The sequence below is a fragment of the Vibrio sp. QJM3NY_39 genome (genome assembly GCF_057785895.1).
On sequence record NZ_CM173506.1, the window covers coordinates 1477181 to 1495528 of the forward strand.

General features: G+C 43.2%; 12 protein-coding genes and 2 pseudogenes. 5 read left to right on the forward strand and 9 right to left on the reverse strand.

Translation table 11 applies throughout. The features are described 5' to 3' along the window. Positions 1–148: 148 nt before the first annotated feature. Together dcuC and AC3CHU_RS22420 are read right to left on the reverse strand one after the other, a co-directional pair. The gene (dcuC, locus tag AC3CHU_RS22415) at positions 149–1516 is read right to left on the reverse strand and encodes an anaerobic C4-dicarboxylate transporter DcuC (protein ID WP_065206214.1); all 1368 of its coding nucleotides are present in this window, start codon (positions 1514–1516) and stop codon (positions 149–151) included. 450 nt (positions 1517–1966) lie between these two features. Next, positions 1967–2473, reverse strand: a complete 507-nt coding sequence (locus tag AC3CHU_RS22420) for a hypothetical protein (protein WP_171329634.1) — start codon at positions 2471–2473, stop codon at positions 1967–1969. Between the two features lie 82 nt (positions 2474–2555). On the opposite strand from AC3CHU_RS22420, the gene AC3CHU_RS22425 reads away from it, so the two are divergent. Beyond that, on the forward strand, positions 2556–3476 hold the full coding sequence (locus AC3CHU_RS22425) for an IS5 family transposase (RefSeq protein WP_488524388.1): 921 nt from the start codon (positions 2556–2558) through the stop codon (positions 3474–3476). Between the two features lie 55 nt (positions 3477–3531). Here the strand turns inward: AC3CHU_RS22425 and AC3CHU_RS22430 are convergent. Beyond that, positions 3532–4248, reverse strand: a pseudogene (locus AC3CHU_RS22430) (winged helix-turn-helix domain-containing protein); the annotation flags it as partial. A gap of 357 nt (positions 4249–4605) precedes the next feature. Here AC3CHU_RS22430 and AC3CHU_RS22435 point away from each other — a divergent pair. The 4 genes from AC3CHU_RS22435 (at position 4606) to AC3CHU_RS22450 (ending at position 12664) form a co-directional block, all read left to right on the forward strand. Then, the gene (locus tag AC3CHU_RS22435) at positions 4606–6870 is read left to right on the forward strand and encodes a lipase (protein WP_488525718.1); all 2265 of its coding nucleotides are present in this window, start codon (positions 4606–4608) and stop codon (positions 6868–6870) included. Continuing rightward, positions 6860–8053 carry an outer membrane protein transport protein gene (locus AC3CHU_RS22440; RefSeq protein ID WP_488525719.1) on the forward strand — a complete coding sequence of 398 codons (1194 nt, stop codon included), beginning with the start codon at positions 6860–6862 and terminating at the stop codon, positions 8051–8053. Before AC3CHU_RS22435 ends, AC3CHU_RS22440 begins: the two co-directional genes overlap by 11 nt. 194 nt (positions 8054–8247) lie before the next feature. Next, positions 8248–9600, forward strand: a complete 1353-nt coding sequence (locus tag AC3CHU_RS22445) for an efflux RND transporter periplasmic adaptor subunit (protein ID WP_488525720.1) — start codon at positions 8248–8250, stop codon at positions 9598–9600. After that, complete coding sequence (locus AC3CHU_RS22450) at positions 9587–12664, forward strand: efflux RND transporter permease subunit (protein ID WP_488525721.1); 3078 nt, start codon at positions 9587–9589, stop codon at positions 12662–12664. Before AC3CHU_RS22445 ends, AC3CHU_RS22450 begins: the two co-directional genes overlap by 14 nt. A 100-nt stretch (positions 12665–12764) precedes the next feature. Here the strand turns inward: AC3CHU_RS22450 and AC3CHU_RS22455 are convergent, their stop codons facing one another. The 6 genes and pseudogenes from AC3CHU_RS22455 to AC3CHU_RS22480 form a co-directional block, all read right to left on the reverse strand. Next, positions 12765–13517: a DUF481 domain-containing protein gene (locus tag AC3CHU_RS22455; RefSeq protein WP_488526327.1), complete on the reverse strand. Its 753-nt coding sequence runs from the start codon at positions 13515–13517 to the stop codon at positions 12765–12767. Between the two features lie 191 nt (positions 13518–13708). Next, on the reverse strand, positions 13709–14605 hold the full coding sequence (locus tag AC3CHU_RS22460) for a hypothetical protein (RefSeq protein WP_488525722.1): 897 nt from the start codon (positions 14603–14605) through the stop codon (positions 13709–13711). A gap of 231 nt (positions 14606–14836) precedes the next feature. After that, positions 14837–14968, reverse strand: a pseudogene (locus tag AC3CHU_RS22465) (transcriptional regulator); the annotation flags it as partial. Between the two features lie 30 nt (positions 14969–14998). Further along, entirely contained in the window at positions 14999–15289 is a 291-nt protein-coding gene (locus AC3CHU_RS22470; RefSeq protein WP_171308914.1) for a putative quinol monooxygenase, read from the reverse strand. A gap of 204 nt (positions 15290–15493) precedes the next feature. Next, positions 15494–16909 carry an endonuclease/exonuclease/phosphatase family protein gene (locus tag AC3CHU_RS22475; RefSeq protein WP_488525723.1) on the reverse strand — a complete coding sequence of 472 codons (1416 nt, stop codon included), beginning with the start codon at positions 16907–16909 and terminating at the stop codon, positions 15494–15496. 236 nt (positions 16910–17145) lie between these two features. Then, positions 17146–18288: an acyl-CoA desaturase gene (locus tag AC3CHU_RS22480; protein ID WP_004731281.1), complete on the reverse strand. Its 1143-nt coding sequence runs from the start codon at positions 18286–18288 to the stop codon at positions 17146–17148. Positions 18289–18348 lie beyond the last annotated feature (60 nt).

The window sequence follows — 18348 nt, forward strand, 5'->3', positions numbered from 1 at the left end:
AGTTTCTCGTGATAACTTTTAATTTAGCATCAATAGCCTCTAATGATTTTGAACACGTGACATTAAAAAAGGCGCTGAACTTATTAAGTTCAGCGCCTTTTTGTTAGGGCATTTTATATCCAAATAATCATGTCTGTTTTACTGACAATTAAGCTGCCATTGGTACTAGAACAAGCGTACCGAAGATAACCGTGATAAGACCACAGATTACAGGGACAGACGTACGTTTTACTACTTCAAATGGACTGATCTTACCCATACCAGATGTCGCGACAATTACACCAGAGACTGGCGAGATGGTACGACCTAGGTTCGATGCTTGAAGCATTGGGATGATTAGGAACGCTGGGTTCAAGCCCATTTTCGCCGCAAGTGACGGAGCGAGTTCTACGAATGCATAGAACGGTGCGTTACCAGAACCTGTCGCGATAGCAGCTGCAACCGTTAGACCCGTTAGGATAAGCATTAACGCGATGCCGCCAGCACCAGCTGACTCAGCAAGACCGATTAGGTTATCAATAGCACCGATAGACATTAGGCCTTGAGCAAATACGCCCGCCGCAACCAACAGCATTACCACGCCTTTGAATGCTTCAGCCATGCCTTGGTAGCAAGAATCTAGGTCTTCTAATGTTTTCTCACCGTCGAACTTCTTCACAACGTAATCGATGAGAGCACCCACGAAGATAGAACCCACGACGATGGTGTAGATATCAAGTGAAAGGCCTGGAATCGTACGGCCGTTAAATAGGAATACACCGATGATAGGCAGGAATGGCAGTGCAGCGTAGAAAGCGGGTGCCGTTGTTTCAATGTCTGAAACGTCTACTTTTTCCATTGGTGTGTTTTCTTTCTTATCCAGATACTTGTTCCAGAAGAAAGCAGCCGCAGCCATCACGATGATTGCACAGATAGAAACAGGTAGTACCGTTTGAACGGCAAACACATCAAGAGACATGCCTGATTTTTCAGCTGCAATAACCACATCACCAGAGGTTGGTGAAAGAATGATTGCTGCAGGTGACGCACAAACTGCAACCGCTGCCGGGCGTGAAATACCCATTGCCGTCATCATTGGGAATAGGGTAGCCATCAATAGCACACCAAGGCCTGTTGCAGAACTTACTGCTAGAGACATTAGACACGCTACGATGTAAGCCGCAACAAGAAGTACGTATGGAGACTTGATCGCTGCAAGTGGTTTAGAAAATTGCTTTACTACCACGTTGTTTGCGCCGATGTGCGTCATGTAAGAAGCAAAGCCACAAAGAAGCATGATTTGCATGCCTAGGCCGCCTCCACGGTACTGAAGCATGTACTTAACAAATTCTAGTGAGTCGGTAACCATGTTACCTGTTGAAGCGACCTTGGCTGGTAAGACTGTGTGACCAATAAGGCCAGTAATAAGAAGTAGGGCAAGGCCAGCAGTTAGTAATACGCCTGCCGCTTTATAGCCTTTCACAATAAAGTAACCAACAGCGATAGTAATCACTAATCCGATCAAGAGCTCTAACATAGAAATCTCCACAAAGTTTAAAAAATATAAGAAAGTGTTTCAGAATATGACAATGAATGTACAGAAAACTACACTGTGGCACGAGGCATAGTTGAAGTTGATATGATCTAAGACAAACATTTTTTTCGATGTTAATTGTGGTTGTAAATCGTGATTAACTACTGTTGTTTAGATGTTAATAAACAAATTTTGTAGCTCGTTAGAATATAACTTGGATCACTTTTGGCTGTTCTAGTTGCATATGGATGCGTTATTTTATAAATCGTGAGTGTTTTTTGTACTTTGGAAGGGAATGTGTAACGAAGTGGGTATTTATCGGAGTAAAGAGGTGAGAATCTTAGCTTTGACGATTACTTAGCTTTGACGCTTAACGCCTACTTATTTCCCTAAGTAAGCGTTAAAACACAAGCTGGCACTAAAATATAATTAGGGTGAAAATAGCGAGTGAGCTTAGTTCATATCAACGTCAGGAATGTCATTTGAATACGTTGACAGCTCAGAGCAGACTACCTTCTTACAAAAATGAATCATCCCATAGCGCGTCACCAGTAAAAACTCTTCTCTATTCAATGGAATGTAAGGCATCGCGTCAGAAGATAGGGTAGAACCTTCACTTATCATGACTTTTTCGTAAAACGACAACTCGCGATTCGGGATGATTTGCTGGTGTTGGTTCTCATCGAGTGAGATGTCGTGTTGAGTGACAGAGTAAGATCCCGATGACGTAAAACCGACTTGCTTGGTCGACACGTATAATAGGTCATAACTGTCATTCTTCTTAAATTCGATGTTAATAGAAGACTGGTTATGAATCATATTATTGGACGGGTTAATAATCGAAGCTGTATTTGCTAAATAATGCCCTGCAAGGTGTGACTTCGGAATAAAGGTAGAAAGCCAACCGATTAATACGCCAAGCAGTACCACAAAAATTACTGTATTCTTTTTGTTATTCACAAGGGCTTTGTTGCGTAATTCAATGGAACTAAATCAAGAGCCTACGATCTGATCAGCTACGTTCACTCCTTCTCGTAGCTCTATGCCTAAACCTCGTTACAAAACAACCAACTGGAAGCAATACAACCAATCACTTATTAACCGTGGCTCTCTGACCTTTTGGATTGATGAAGAGGCAATAAACGGGTGGGCGCAAAGCAAACAGAGTAAGCGCGGGAGGCCACGTCGGTTCAGCGATTTAGCTATCACGACAGCGCTCATGGTGAAACGAGTTTTTTCTATGCCACTGAGAGCTCTGCAAGGGTTTATCGACTCAATATTTAGGCTTGCCCATGTTCCATTAAGTTGTCCGCATTACACCTGCATCAGTCGTAGAGCAAAGCAAGTTGAGGTCTCATTTAAGACTAAAGCGAGAGGAGCAATACAGCACCTGGCCATTGATGCAACTGGCCTAAAGGTTTATGGCGAAGGTGAATGGAAAGTCAAAAAACACGGGACAGATGGCAAGCGTAGAGTTTGGCGAAAGCTGCATATTGCCGTTGATACAAGCACTCATGAAATTATCGCAGCCGAGCTAAGTTTATCGACGGTTACAGATGGAGAAGTCCTCCCGAACTTACTGAAACAAACACGCCGAAGTATCCTTGAGGTGTCTGGTGATGGAGCTTACGACACGAGATTGTGTCATGCTGCTATTAAGAGTAAGGGAGCCATTGCGCTTATTCCCCCAAGAGAAGGGGCAGCCTTCTGGGAGCGTGGTCATCCTCGAAACCTCGCCGTGGGTTGCCAGAAGTTATACGGCTCAAATAAGTATTGGAAAGAGCGGTATGGGTACCACAGACGTTCACTATCAGAAACAGCGATGTATCGAGTTAAACAGTTACTAGGAGGACGATTGAGCTTAAGACATTACAATGCGCAGGTGGGTGAGACTTACGCGATGATAAAAGCGTTGAACAAGCTTACTGGGTTAGGTATGCCTGAAACTTGTCGTATTGACTAAGAAACACACGAAATGGGGTAGCTCTATCTATAAATTTAATTACGCAACAAAGCCATTCACAAGTCACTCCTTTAAATCCTGCTGGAAAGCTCAGAGATTTTCCTGAATTATCGATGATGATTTTTCGTCCCTTATATTCATAAAGCGTGACGTTGAATAATTCATTAAAAGTGAATTCGTCGGATTCGATTTTACAAGAGATAAAATGCTGACCCACTAGATCTTCGCCTAGGCTATTTCTATCTAAATAAGAAAATAAATAATGGGATAAACCTGCAGTCACCACAAATAATGCAACCAGCGCTACTACACTGTTTGTTTTTTTCGTTGCGGCCGTTGTCTCGGTTGTTGAATTTTCTGTCGCTATGCTATCTGTCGCCGTATTGTCTTCAGGTTGTTTCGTTTCTTGTTTTGGTTGCGATTGAATTTTACGCAGCGCGCTTTCTTTGTCTTGTGTCACTTGTCCTGCAAATCGGTAGCCTTTACCGCGCTCAGTGACGATGATCATCCCGCTCTTATCTTCTAATGCTTTTCGGCAAATCGAGATAGTCTGCATTAGGCTGCCATCTTCAACGTAGATACCTTTAGACACCCACACTTGTTCAATCAGAACTTGGCGAGTGATCACCTCATTGGGTCTCGAGATAAAAAACTTAAGCAGCTCTGATTCATTAGAACCTATTGGGTAGGTACGGCCCGTCTTAAAGTGATGGATTTCACTCTCTTCTAAATTGATCTGTATATCATCATTGATAATAAATTCAGCAGACATCTGGGTTCTCATTGTTATAAGCGTTCTAACCTAAATATAACAAATCTTACAACAAACATAAACTTACTGATTTCATCGTCTTTTATATTTAAGTAACTGAATTTATGTAAATTATTTACTCAATTAGATTTCCTTATATACCTTTTTGAGGTTGTTTAATGCGGTTTCAGGTGCTTGCCGTTAGTAGCTATTGGATCATTAACGGGTGATGCTGATTTAGTGGGTGTGGGTAAAGTGCTCAAATTTCTTACGTAGTTTTATCAACGTGTCATTCCATCTCTGTGTTGCCTTGCTCTCTACGAATAAAAGTCGAGCTTACCTCCGACTCAATTGGCAACTCAAATAACGATAAGTCGCATGGCCACACCAGTTAAATGCGAAAGCTACGAAGGAGCTGTTTTGAAAGATTTCAATAAGCCATATATATGTGGACTAATTACGCTTGCCTTACTCGGCTGTCAGTCTGAAGACTCGACTCAAGATGCCGTATCGGTATTGGTCCCCTACAACATTAATGAATTACCAAAACCGAATGATGGTTATGGGTATGACGAGGACAGGACTATTACCGGAGTCGGTGAACACGCTGTGACTATGTCATCGAAGAATGACGCCTATTATCAGGACTACAACAATTCATACGCAGCACTAGATGGCTGGGGCCTTTGTGCAGAACCGATTTTAATTCCTCTACAAAGTGTTAATTCAGATAAACGTTATGCATTAAACAATCAAACTTTGGAAGGAAACGTTGTATTAATTGATGAGTCATCAGGTTTGGAAGTTGATACTCAGATATCGGCTGACGGTTCAAATATTAAAGTTCAATGTGAATCAGGTTTAGTCGCTAACACAACGTATTCAATTGTCGTTACTGATGGAGTCAAAACAGAGTTTAACGAACCTTTAAAAGCGGATTCTAGCTTCGAACAATTAATATACTCAGAGACACAATTTGAGAATGACAAAGAACAAGATCTTCATACTCAGGTAATAAGTGCTATTGATTCATATGACGCACTTTATCCAGGTCAGAACATGCCTGTATATGCCGCACAGTTTAAAACTCAGAGTTCATATTCGTCTCTCGACGCAATGAGAGACAATCATGTCAAGTTCAACACCAAATTTTTAGACGGTTATGAGAAAGTTCGAGAGTTTAATGGAGATTACAATCAATACAGTAAGCAATTAAGAATACCGTCTTATTTGCCTTTTACTGAAGCTCGAGAGTCTGAGTGCACCATTGATGAGTTTAGTCCGAAAGAAAACTGCCCACCACTCTATGAGTGGATTACTAATGCCGACGGTGGTTTTCCTACTGCTGAGATGTCAGCCCCTAAAGTAATAGAATTCATCAATATAACGGCTGATATTTATTTGCCAAATTACGAAGATACTCCAAGGCCAAAAGAAACATCAACCGGATTTCCCACAGCAATATTCATCCATGGTGTTACGGCAGAGCGCGGCACCGCTTCTTTGATGGCTGCGGAATATACAAAAAAAGGTTATGCCGTTGTTGCGATTGACATGCCATATCACGGGGAACGTATGCGTTACGACAATACTGACTCTGACGTTGATGGTGATGGTGAAGAAACAGGAGTTGAAATCAGCGCTCGAGCAAACAAGGCGTTCTTTATTAATATAGATTCTCCTCTAGCGCTGCGTTCCAACCTTCAGCAATCAGTGTCTGACTTTTTAGGTCTTCGTTATGCGCTAAGCAAAGAAGATTGGGTGAAAAAAGATGATGTGCACTTAATTGGCCAATCGTTGGGCGGCATCATGGCTGTGATGGTCAGTGAATTTAGCCAACTTAGCCCTGACTTTCACTCTAATTCAGATTTTGAATTTAGTACGGTGAACTTTGTTGTTCCGGGGCAGGGGTTAACCAACTTGGTTCTGTCTTCTCAAACCTTAGGCCCTGAAATGTCTGAAGGTGTTAAGAAGTCTCCAGATGTTCAGCGTGGCATTGCTGAAACGGTGATACCAGATACCTGTACAACAGAAGCAACGAATCAACAATGTATTGAGGCACTTAGAGAGTTTGTAGAGCTTTCATCTGATAACGCGCTGCTTGTTAGTCAGCTAGAGAATGACATCTTCGATTTAGTTGTGACTGACCTTAAACAAGGGGTTCAAGCAACAATTGATAGTTCAGACCCTGCTAGTTTCATCTCTCGTCAAGTTAAGGCTGAGCAACCGACTCTTTTGTTAGCTGCCGTGGGAGATTGCGGAGAAACCTGTGACGTTGGTGTTGATTACGTCCCAGATAGCGTAATTCCGAATACCGCGCCAGATAACATTCGTACTGGTACTGAACCACTGATTACTGCGCTTGGCTTAGACCCAATAACAGGCACATCAGAAAATATTAATGAAAAGCGTGGAGCGGTAAGAACCACAACTGGTGGCCACGGTACGTATTTGTTTCCTTATGAGGGCCCCGTTGATGAAAATGGCTTACCGGGTACACCGGGTGAAAACATGTCAGACGTGCGTGAAGCGGTGGACACTCAGCAAGTTGCCGTTGCTTCCATGGTAATGAGTGACGGTTCAGTCGTCGTCATCAACAACGAAGATCATATCGAAACAGAGGTGCCTCAAAATGAAGAATAAACTTTTATTGGGTACTGCAGTTGCTCTTGTTCCTTGCCTGACTAACGCGGCCGGTTTTCAACTTAACGCACAGTCCGCAACAGGGTTAGGTCGTGCATTCGCGGGTGATGCTGTGATAGCCGATAGCGCTGCGATTGTTGCTAAAAACAGTGCTGCGATGGCTTACATCGAGCAACCAACACTCTCTGTCGGCGCTATCTATATCGATAGTGGTATTGATGTGTCTAGTGTTAGCTACACGCCAATGATTGGTGATACTGAAATGTTGGATGACCAATCATTAGACGCAGGGACATTAGTTCCAAACATTCATTATGTTCATCCTATCGAAGATTCGAAGTTCACATTAGGTGCGACGGTTCACTCCAACTTTGGTACCGATGTCGAATTTGATAACTCGTTCGAAGCGGATGAGTTTGGGGGCAAAACGGCGCTTTCCAGTATCAACGTTGGCTTTGCTGTGGCTTATGAATTGTCTGAAAAAATCAACTTAGGTGCAGGGCTTGATGTTATTTACGGTGAGGGTGAGATCTACCGTCAGGGCTTGTTGAATGTAGATGCGGACGGCTTTGGTTTGGGAGCCAACATTGGTGCAACTTATCAAGTGAATGAGCGAAACAGGTTCGGTATTTCTTATCGCTACAGCCCTGATATCGAAGTTGAAGGTGACATCACTAAAGCAGGCGTTTCTGCTGACAAAATGAACGTCCCGTTACCCGATACTTTGGAGTTTTCCGGTTGGCACCAACTCAACGATCAGTGGGCTTTTCACTACAGCCTGCAGTGGGTGAACTGGTCTGAATTTGACTCGCTAACATCTGACTCTTATGACGAATCGATCAAAGAGTATCAATGGAAAGATGCAGGGCATGTTTCTGTCGGTGGTACATACAGCATGTCAAAGGACATCGTTCTACGAGCGGGCTACATGTACGACATTTCACCGACCGATGAACTTACATCCTTGTCTATACCTGATGTAAACCGACACTGGCTCACATTTGGAGGGACATATAGCTTCACGGCTGCCAGTTCTGTGGACGTTGGAGTCGGATTTATCATCGGAGAATCACAAGATATTGACGAAAACCTGACGACGATTCCAGGAACGAGTTCCAATATAACTGTTGATGTGACTGCCGATGCTCTCTTGCTTGGTGTTCAATATCAGCATCGTTTTTAACTTTTACTTTGGAGTTCAGAACGTAAAAATTTAGGAATCATATAAAAATTGCAGGGCTCGACAGTGAGTTGAGCCCTTTTCTCATTATTAGCTGTTTTAGCATTATTTAAATAGCTGGAAGCTCATTAAGTAAGAAATAGCTGCTTAGAAAAACGTTTTAATTCAGACGAATTCAACGGTTATGGTTATTAAAAATGAAATTTACAAAGCTTAGTAAAACAATCTGTCTGGCACTGTTTGCCTTACATATCTCTCCGTCGTTTGCCCAAGACTCGAACTTGATTCCTGTGACTATCGAAAAATCGCACAAACAAGCATTCACTTCTTCAATCAACGAAGTTGGAAAAATCAGGGCAACGGACTCTGCTGCATTGACATTTAGTGCCTCCGACAAAATTCTCAACATCCATTTCAAAGATGGAGATTCAGTTAAAAAAGGCGAATTGATCGCTCAATTGGACAATACCAAAGCGAAAGCCGATTTAGACAAAGCAAGAAGCTCGCTCGCGCTAGCAAAGTCGAAATTAAAGCGAGTACAAGAATTACTAAAGAAACAGCCTGACTCTATGTCTCAACAAGATGTGGAAGAACTGGGAGAGCAGGCGAATTTAGCTGCGGCTGATTTCCGTCAGAAAGAAGCGCTAATGAATGACTATTTATTGGTTGCGCCATTTGATGGGCAATTAACCAACTTCACTCACTCAGTGGGCAGTAAAATTGATGGCGCAACCGCGTTGGTGAGTTTGATTAAACTCGATCCTGTCGAAGTTCAGTATTCCATTGGACAATCGGATTTAGGCAACGCAAAACTTGGGCAGAATGTCTCTATTCAAGTTGATGCTTTTGTCGATGAAGCGTTTTCTGGCGTAGTGGATTACATTGCCCCCGCGGTGGATGAGAGTTCAGGCCGTGTAGAAGTACACGCGCACGTAACCAACCCAGACCATCGTTTGGTTCCAGGTATGTTTGCCAAAGTGAGTCAGATGACGAGCGAAGACACAACGCAGATGGTGGTTTCCCAAAATTCCGTTCAAGCAAAAGATGCTGAGCGCTTTGTGTGGGTTGTGAATGGCGAAAAGATCGAACAACGCATTGTTGAATTGGGCGTAAATACTAACGACGGATACGTTGTTGTCGAGAAAGGCTTGAAACTGGGTGATAAGGTCGTAGTGACGGGACAACAGAACCTAAAGAAAGCGTCGTTGGTTAAGGTAATGAACCCAAATGTTGAACAGAAAACCGTTGAGCTAATAACGGAGCCGACAGACAAAGAAGACACTCAGCAGACTTTTGATCCTAAAGTAGAAAAGAGCGTAACAAAGGTGGATGAACAACATCCGGTAGAGCCTTCGGTTGATTGGACAGATGCATCGAAAGGTGTAGACGAAGCGATCAACGATAACACCGAGCAAGCAGAGGCAAGCGCGACTGTTGAGCCGTTATCGAGCGAAACCCTAAGCCAGGAAACTTTAAGCAAGGAAATCCAAAGTAAGGAAACCCAGAGCAAGGAAGCTGTAACGAAGGAGAATCTGAATGAAGCTTCCTGAGATTTGTATTAAGCATCCAGTTTTTGCTTCAGTACTGAGTATCGCAATTGTTTTATTTGGCATGCTGTCATTTCAGAAATTATCGATCCAATATTTCCCTGAACATAAAACACCGTCAGCGACCGTAACCGCGGCGATTAATGGTGCGAGCGCAGAGTTCATGTCACGTAACGTGGCCGACAAACTGATTACCGCTGCAACCGGTCTCGACAGTGTGAAAACCATGACGACGGACTGTCAGGAAGGTACGTGTAATCTAAAAATCATCTTTGAAGATGACATTGATGATGTCGAATACACCAGCTTAATGAACAACCTGCGCAGCAGTGTCGAAGCGATTGGCGATTTTCCACCAAGTATGACGGATAAGCCAACGGTAACTGATGACTCTTCTGACACCAGTATGCCCAGTAACATCATCACGTTTGTGAATACTGGCAAGATGTCGAAGCAAGACATGTACGATTACATTAGCCAACAGGTTGTGCCTCAATTCAAGCATATACAAGGCGTTGGTGGTATTTGGGGACCGTACGGCGGCAGTGAAAAGGCGGTGCGTGTTTGGCTTCAACCCGATCGCATGATGGCGCTTAACATGAGTGCATCGGATGTAGTTGGTACATTAAGCTCATACAACGCGACATTTACCGCGGGTACTATCAAAGGTCAGGTGAGAGATTTCTCTATTAACCCGGTCAACCAAGTGACCAGTGTTGATGATGTGCGAGATTTGGTGATTCGTGTTGATAACGGCAAGATCATTCGTGTCGGCGATATTGCAGAAGTTAAAATGGGAGAAGAAAGCTTAACCCCGAGCATTCTTCGAGTCGATGATAACTTAGCAATGTCGATTCAGGTACTGCCACTGAAAAGTGAAAATCCAGTGACTGTTGCCAATAAGGTTAAGAAGCAAATAGACGTGATTCAGCCTCAGTTGCCAGAAGGCATTGAGATGAAGATGGTCTACAACCAAGCTGATTTCATTAAAACCGCAATTGACGAAGGTTTCATTACTTTGGTTGAGGCGATTGTTCTTGTTTCAGCCGTTGTCGTGTTGTTCCTTGGTTCAGTTCGTGTGGCGTCTATTCCTATTATCACGATCCCAGTCTGTGTGATTGGCGTGTTTGCAGTTATGCATCTGCTCGGGTTTAGTATCAACGTGCTGACTATCTTGGCCATCATTCTTGCGATTGGTTTGGTCGTCGATGATGCCATTGTTGTGGCTGAAAACTGTTACCGACATATCGAAGAGGGCGAAACCCCTTTTAATGCGGCAATCAAAGGGTGCCGAGAGATCGTCTTTCCTGTGATAGCGATGACGCTGACTTTAGCGGTCGTGTATCTCCCTATTGGTTTGATGTCGGGCTTAACCGCCGACCTATTTAGACAATTTGCTTTCACGTTATCAGCAGCAGTGATCATCTCTGGGTTTGTGGCTTTAACGCTCTCACCCATGATGTGTGCTTACTTAATGAAGCCAGTTACAAAGCCGGCAAGGTGGTACAAAAAAGTTGATGCGAAGCTGAATGTTCTGTCTGACTTGTACACCAAAGAACTGGGCAAATGGTTTGAGCGTAAAACACTGATGAGCTGTATTGCTTTGGTGTTGATTGCTCTGTCTGTTTTGGCGGTTTGGAAAATGCCTCAAGTGCTCCTTCCAACCGAAGACACTGGTTTTGTCGAGGTAACTTCAACGCCACCAACAGGGGTAGGTCGTCAGTATCACCTAGACAACAACGAGCAACTTAACAGTGTGTTCAAAGGTGATCGTTCGGTAGAGGCAAACTTGTCTTACATCGAAGGAACTCCGACTAATCACGTTTTATTGAAATCATGGGGCGAGCGTGACCAGTCAGCTGATGAACTGGTTAACGAGTTTATCGCCAAAGCGCAAAGTTCGGTCTCGGCTTATGGCATGTCTTTCAAGGTTCGCTCTGCAGATAACTTAAGCATAGCGACCAACATGGTCCTTGAGCTGACGACGGTTAACCGCGACACCTCGGTGTTGTCTGAAACCGCAAGTAAAGTCGTTGAGGCGCTTGAGAGTTATGGGGGCGTGACCAACATTAAAAATTCGATGTTGCGTGACCAATTGCGTTATGACTTGTCGATTGACCGCAATGCGATTGTGTTGTCTGGTGTGGATTACAGTAATGTCACCAATGCGCTATCTACTTTCTTAGGTTCAGTGAAGGCGGCAGATTTGCAAGCCGATGACGGTTATACGTACCCAATTCAAGTTCAAGTTAACCGAAAGGATCTCGGCGACTTTAAGGTTCTCGATAAGCTGTATGTGGATTCACAGTCTGGCCAAAGGCTTCCTTTGTCTCAGTTTGTATCGATTAAACAAGTGACATCAGAATCGAACTTTAAGACGTTTATGGGTAAAGACAGCGCTGAAATTACGGCTGACTTAATGCCCGGATACACAGCGAGCGATGTGAAAGCCTACATTGATGATACCGTTCCAAGCCTATTGAAACCTGCACAGAGCTACGAATTCAACGGAATTGTAAAAGACCTCGTTGATTCAACAGCCGGTGCACAGGTGTTGTTTGTATTGGCGTTAATTTTCATCTTCCTGATTTTGGCGGCGCAATTTGAAAGCTTTGTCGACCCAATGATCATCTTGCTAACGGTTCCGTTGTGTATCGTGGGTGCGATTCTGACGCTATCGATATTTGGCCAAAGCCTTAATATCTACTCAAAAATCGGCTTGCTTACTCTGGTTGGGCTAGTGACCAAACACGGTATTTTGCTGGTGGAGTTTGCTAACGAGAAACGTAAATCGGGTGCAAGTGCTCAAGAGGCGGCGATCAGCAGTGCGCGTTCAAGATTGCGTCCTATATTGATGACATCACTCACCATGATCCTCGGTTCATTGCCACTGGCACTAGCGGATGGTCCGGGTTCATTAGGCCGTATCAATATTGGTTTAGTGTTGGTCGGAGGTTTGACTGCCGGAACCTTCTTCTCACTGTTCTTAGTGCCAGTCGCTTACGTCGGTATGGCGAACCTAAAACAGATGGACATATTAGCTCGCTTGAGAACGAAAGCAGCATAGCGATATAGTTTAAGTCTAAGTTAGATACTTCAAGGCCCTCGTTGTGAGGGCCTTTTGCTATGGGGGTTTCTAGATTAAGCGAAATGAGCGGTGCGGACGGTTAGAAATCGTAGTTTAGGTTCATTGAGCTGTAGATTTCGGCGTTACTTTGGTCTGACGCAACGGTGGTGTTGTAGATGTATTCGGTATCAAAAGTTAGCGCCAAATTACCCATCAAGATATTCTTTAGATAGCCTTTGAGGTTGTAATTGGTGTTCTCTTCACCGTAAGCCATGTTAGCCGTTGCCCCCATGGAAAACGTTTCTGTTAGGGTTAATGATCTATCAATATTGGCATTGACGATCAGTTCATAGTTCTCTTTGTTTGGAAACTCTTCATCAGAAGACTGTCGTTTACTGATTCGGTAACCCGGACCGGCAGATCCTTGGAGTTTGATTCTTTCAGTATCATAAAAATGGCGACCCAGTCCTGTAGCTGTTATGAATTGCTTACGATAAGTACCAAAGTGGTCGTGCTCAAAACGTGTTGTCGCGACCAAATAGGTGACTTCGTTCAGGTCATAGCTAATGCCATAGTTGGTGGTATAACGATTAGTACCATCTTCATCATTTTCAGCATCGGTATAGTAGGTGTCGAACTGAACTCGCTGCCCCCAGTTCTCTTTTTTGTATCCAACAGAGATTCCAGAGTTGATCGACAAAGATGAGCTTGTGTTTTGCGAGTAGATAAACCCAAGCTTAGTCAGGGTTGTAAAAGGAGATTCTTCAGCTTCTTCTTTTAACTCAGAACCTTCGCTTAATACGACGTCGCCTTCGAGTACCACTTCATCAACCTCTTCGGAAAATATGGGCATAGAGATAGCGATTAGAGCTAAAGGTAGCTTTGCTAGGGAACGTGTGCATGGAACTATGCTTGTTAATGGGCGCGTTGTTTGTGGGATAGCGTGTTTCGACATAATGGTTAGGTATATAAAGTGATTTAACACGGCCAACCAAGGGTTAGTCGTGATGAGTAGTCAATGATTGAACCGTAAGGTCAAGTGAGTTATGACGCGATAGGCAAAGGCGAAAAAATCGTTTTTATCGCAGAGAATCCGTTACCTCGATGAGGATTGAAATCTTCAATGTGGACAAAGAATTCAAGTATCTCAGAGGGTTTATCGTCTTCGATTAACAAGAACTCGAGTAATCTCTGTTCGACATGGCATGAAACGATGGTCTCACTCGAATAGTCAGCTAGAACCTGTTCAACATTGATTAAGACGCTTGTCTCAGGCAAGACGTTGAAAGCATCTTGCGCGCATTTAAGGATACAGCTACACACATACTCACGATATAAGGTGTTGCTTTCTGAAAGAGGCATCGCTTCAAGCTTCACTTCGCCTTGGCACAATACCTTTTTCTCTTTTGGGATGACGTTGTGCTTATTAACCTGAATATTGACTTCTAACAGGTGCCCATTCTTATAGGTATTAAAGTTATGGTTTATCAGCTTGGTGTCGACTACAGCGGCGTTTATAGGGTTCTGTTGCGCTTCTGAAAGGGCAGAAAGCTTGGCGCGACTATCGTTGTTTAAAATGCCTTTCGACAACTGATTACCTTTGGCCCAGTAGCTGTAGTGTTGAACCCAACTTACAAACTCAGTTTTGTATTGTTCGATGTCTTTTTCGGCGGCACGCTCAATATTGTTGGTCAGGGTGTACAACTTCGACTTGCTGCCCAACAGCATATCTAGCCAGTTAGGCTTGTACTCATCGAGTGCTTCCATGGCTTTGACTTTATGACCGAATCGGACCGTTGGCATTGCCGGCGCAGGTTCCATCGCAATCGACTCCCAATTCATTTTTGGGGTCGGAATGGTATGCACGGATTGGATTAAGTGGAGGTGCTGATTGAATAAGCTCACTTCGCTTACAGCGTCCTCAAGTTGTTTGGTATTCATCTACATTCCTGTCGACTGTTGTTCTTGTCATTTGGCGCTTAGTTTATGTTCAAAGTGCGCGAACAGTATTTAAATGAACGTGAATGATCTTTTGTGAGGTTGCTTGATATTGGTTTAGGAATATTTTGGGGAGAAAGTTAGGTTTATGATTGAGATAACAGCATAGAAACACAGAGAACAAGCGTTCTCTGTGTTGGTCATATTACGACTATAGAAACTCGCTGATGAGTATTATCTCTGGCGTCTTGCGACCAAAGTAAATCGGTAATCGTTAGACGTGAAGTAGTTACGGCTGTATTCAAACACCGTATTATTGGCAAGGTAACCACGAGTGCGCTTTTCAATAATCGGTTGAGCAGGGTTTGTTACTTATATCAGTGCTGCATTGGCTAGTTAGGCTATGTGCGTCATTTTATTAAGCACAAAGGTTTCAATACAACCTTCAGTCGCAGCTACATACTCTGCAATGTGTTGGCTCGCTAAGTGTTTCTCTAGATGAGCTTCCGACTCCCAGTTCTCATGAAATACAAAATGAGCCGGGTTACTGTTATCTTGGTGCAGATCGTAGTTAATACAGCCATCTTCAACACGGGTTTTATCGATCAATTTAATCATCTCTGATTTAACAAGCTCAGTTTTGTCTTCTTTAGAGACGATCGTCGCAATAATAGTCAGTTTGCTCATTTTCAATTCCTTAGCTATAAACTCTATAAGTTCCAGTAATATAGTTATATTTTAGATTGAAGAAAGAGCTCTGGAATCCAATAACTATGGTTATTAGCATCCATAATTCGAGCTTGAGAGAATAAAGCTGGTGGCGAGTAGGTTACGCTCATTGAAAAAGCCCTCATAGCAATATGAAGGCTTCTTAGGTCTCAATTGATTAGGTTAGTTATTGAAGTCAGCTTTGATCCAAATCATACGGTGATCAGATGAAATTTCTTTACTATCGCCATTAGAATCTGGGATTCGAGAATCAAAGATTAAAGTCCTGCCATCTTCATTTGTGGCAGGCCAGTATACTCCAGAATCAACGATGCTCATTGTCGCTGATGGTAGGGCGTAGTCGACCGCCAATCCAAAATTGGAAGTAATGCGACTTGGTAATGGATGGTGTAGTGGTTTATCAGCAGCATACTCAGCTGCGCCATCACTTGTTGGATACAATGAGCCATTGGTTATATCTAGGTTAACCAATGCATCGTTGTGTAAGTCCTGCATAACAGAGCTAATGCCATCGCCATCAACTGGATCGAGGTTTTGGTCACCCATCATAACAAAATGCTTGCCTTGTTCTAGGCCGCCCATTTTTCCAGAGTCATCGTAGAAGAACGATTTGTTTTGAATGTATTGGTGCCAGAAGTCGACTTCTGCTGCGTTTTGTTCGATGTTTTTACCTACATCAAAAGCGGGCGGAGTAGGGTGTGACATCAGTAAGTGAACCGTTTCTGTGCCATCTTTGGTTGGGATGACGATTGGTGCATCAACGTGGTTCTTTGAAGATAAGCGAACTTCTGCCCATTCTTCGGCCGTGTACCACTCATCGCCGCAAACCATACCTGTTGGGAACTTACTAGGATCGTCGCAAACAGTGATTGTTGGAATAGTAGCACCTTCGAGATCTTTCCATTTAAATTCTTGGAATGTACGCGTGTTGGCTGTGTCGATTTCATATTTTGACATCAGAGCAAATGCGTATTGCCCATGATACAAACCGAAGCCCCACGCATCTCCTGGCAGTGTTCCAGCGTTACCATCATTGTCTAAATCAAAACCAAATTCGTTTAGTAAACCTGTATTAGTTGAGTAGCTTTCAAAGTATGGGTATGAGATTGGCTCTAAGTTTGCGTCGCCACCTGCACCTTCAATACTTTGAGCGACAGAGAGATAGTTCTTTTGAAAACCTTCTAGCGCTGATTTATCAGTACCTGTGCCGTCATTGTTAAATTCAGCCATCATAAGCACGTCAGGGCGATTCTTTTGAATCACAGCTGCGACGTTGCGGATCTGAATAACTTTTGCTGCCGTTTCTTTGTTAGCGGCGCTAATTGTATTATCCAAATAATCGGACACTAACGTCGCTTGAGCGTTAGGTTCGATTTGCATTTCAGTTACGAGATCTTGAAAGGTTGCGCGGTCAAATGACAAGTTGTAGGTAGCGATCTTAACTTCTTCTGGTTGAACGTAATCAGTGTCGCTGCTGCAACCAATTAAAAGTGCAGAAGAGATGGCGAAAGCGATAGATGTTTTAACAATTTCATAAAATGGGTCCGCTAATTGCTGAAACAATTTTGGGACGCGCATGTTATGGGATGGATATCGTTCTGTAAGTGACATTTGTGACGGCAAGCTCTATAGGTTGACATCTTGTTGCAGTGAAAGTGTGACATTTGGAACTAGTGTCTATTATTAGAATAAAGACTTAAAATTCATGTATTTAATTAGATCTATGAAATAAAAATGCCCTTATCGGAAGATAAGGGCATTTGAATAAGAATCAAACAGTGTTGTTATTGGGGTGTTAAGCGTATTACTTTACTTTAAGCATATTGCTCTACTGTCATAGCCCAATTTTTCTTCTGCTGTTCAAAATTCATTTTGATTTGTTGGTAACGAACCTTAAGTACTGAGTGTTCGTACTTTTTCACAACATCTTCGCGTTTACTTTCAATTAGCTGCTTTTTGACTTCGTAGTATTCGTTCATGTTTGATACAAGTGCATCGAATTCTTGTTGAAGCTTTTCCGCGATTTGTTGCTTATCGGCACGGTGCATGATTTTTTGCTGCGTGCGCTTTAATAACATTGATGCTTCGGCTTTTTCGATGCGAGCTTGAGGCGTTTTCTTAAGCTTGCTTGCTAAGCCCATTAAAGAAGCACTCTTAATCAACCATTTAGTTGGATCGTATTGCCACCAGTAGATGCCGTTACGGTAGTCGTTCTCAAAGATGTGGTGGAAGTTGTGGTAGCCTTCGCCAAAAGTGAGCACCGCTAGCACACCGTTATCACGCGCTGTGTTTTTGTCGGTAAAAGGTTGGCTACCCCAGATGTGAGCAAGAGAATTAATGAAGAAAGTTGTGTGGTGGTTAAGTACCAAACGAACAGCGCCCACAATTAACAACATGCCAAGCACGTCTCCGTAAATTACACCTAATGCGATTGGAACGCCGAAGTTCATAAGTAATGCTAATAAAACGTAATGCTTGTGCTGCCACATAACAATCTTATCTTTTTTCAGGTCGCGACAATTTTCGTAATCTGTGTACATTGCAGTGTTGTAATTACGAATCATCCAGCCGATGTGCGAATACCAAAAGCCACGTTTTGCTGAGTATGGGTCTTTGTCGTTGTTATCGACATGCTTGTGGTGCACACGGTGATCAGAAGACCAGTGTAGCGCGCTGTTTTGTAGAGCAAATGCGCCACCTAATGCAAATAGAAATCTTAGGCTTGAATGCGCTTCAAATGCTTTGTGTGACCATAAGCGGTGATAACCTGTCGTGATAGACAGGTTACAGAACGTAAAACAGATCGCTAGCCATATCCAGTGCTCCATACCATAGCCAAAAAAGTAGCCATAAACGGGAGCCGCGACAACAGCAAGCAGCATGCTGAAAGAGAATACAAAAATATTGAGCCAGATTAGTGGTGGCTTTTTTGTTGATGGTTTATCGGCACTATTCATTAGTAAATTTCCATTGAGCTTACATCTGTTCGCTAGAATATCAGCGTACACGTGTAAGTC

Coding starts and splice junctions, on each gene's coding strand:
- AC3CHU_RS22475 (WP_488525723.1), bottom strand. CDS start 16,909: ATGCGCGTCCCAAAATTGTTTCAGCAATTAGCGGACCCATTTTATGAA.
- AC3CHU_RS22445 (WP_488525720.1), top strand. CDS start 8,248: ATGAAATTTACAAAGCTTAGTAAAACAATCTGTCTGGCACTGTTTGCC.
- AC3CHU_RS22480 (WP_004731281.1), bottom strand. CDS start 18,288: ATGAATAGTGCCGATAAACCATCAACAAAAAAGCCACCACTAATCTGG.
- AC3CHU_RS22440 (WP_488525719.1), top strand. CDS start 6,860: ATGAAGAATAAACTTTTATTGGGTACTGCAGTTGCTCTTGTTCCTTGC.
- AC3CHU_RS22460 (WP_488525722.1), bottom strand. CDS start 14,605: ATGAATACCAAACAACTTGAGGACGCTGTAAGCGAAGTGAGCTTATTC.
- AC3CHU_RS22425 (WP_488524388.1), top strand. CDS start 2,556: ATGCCTAAACCTCGTTACAAAACAACCAACTGGAAGCAATACAACCAA.
- AC3CHU_RS22470 (WP_171308914.1), bottom strand. CDS start 15,289: ATGAGCAAACTGACTATTATTGCGACGATCGTCTCTAAAGAAGACAAA.
- AC3CHU_RS22450 (WP_488525721.1), top strand. CDS start 9,587: ATGAAGCTTCCTGAGATTTGTATTAAGCATCCAGTTTTTGCTTCAGTA.
- dcuC (WP_065206214.1), bottom strand. CDS start 1,516: ATGTTAGAGCTCTTGATCGGATTAGTGATTACTATCGCTGTTGGTTAC.
- AC3CHU_RS22455 (WP_488526327.1), bottom strand. CDS start 13,517: ATGCCCATATTTTCCGAAGAGGTTGATGAAGTGGTACTCGAAGGCGAC.
- AC3CHU_RS22435 (WP_488525718.1), top strand. CDS start 4,606: ATGGCCACACCAGTTAAATGCGAAAGCTACGAAGGAGCTGTTTTGAAA.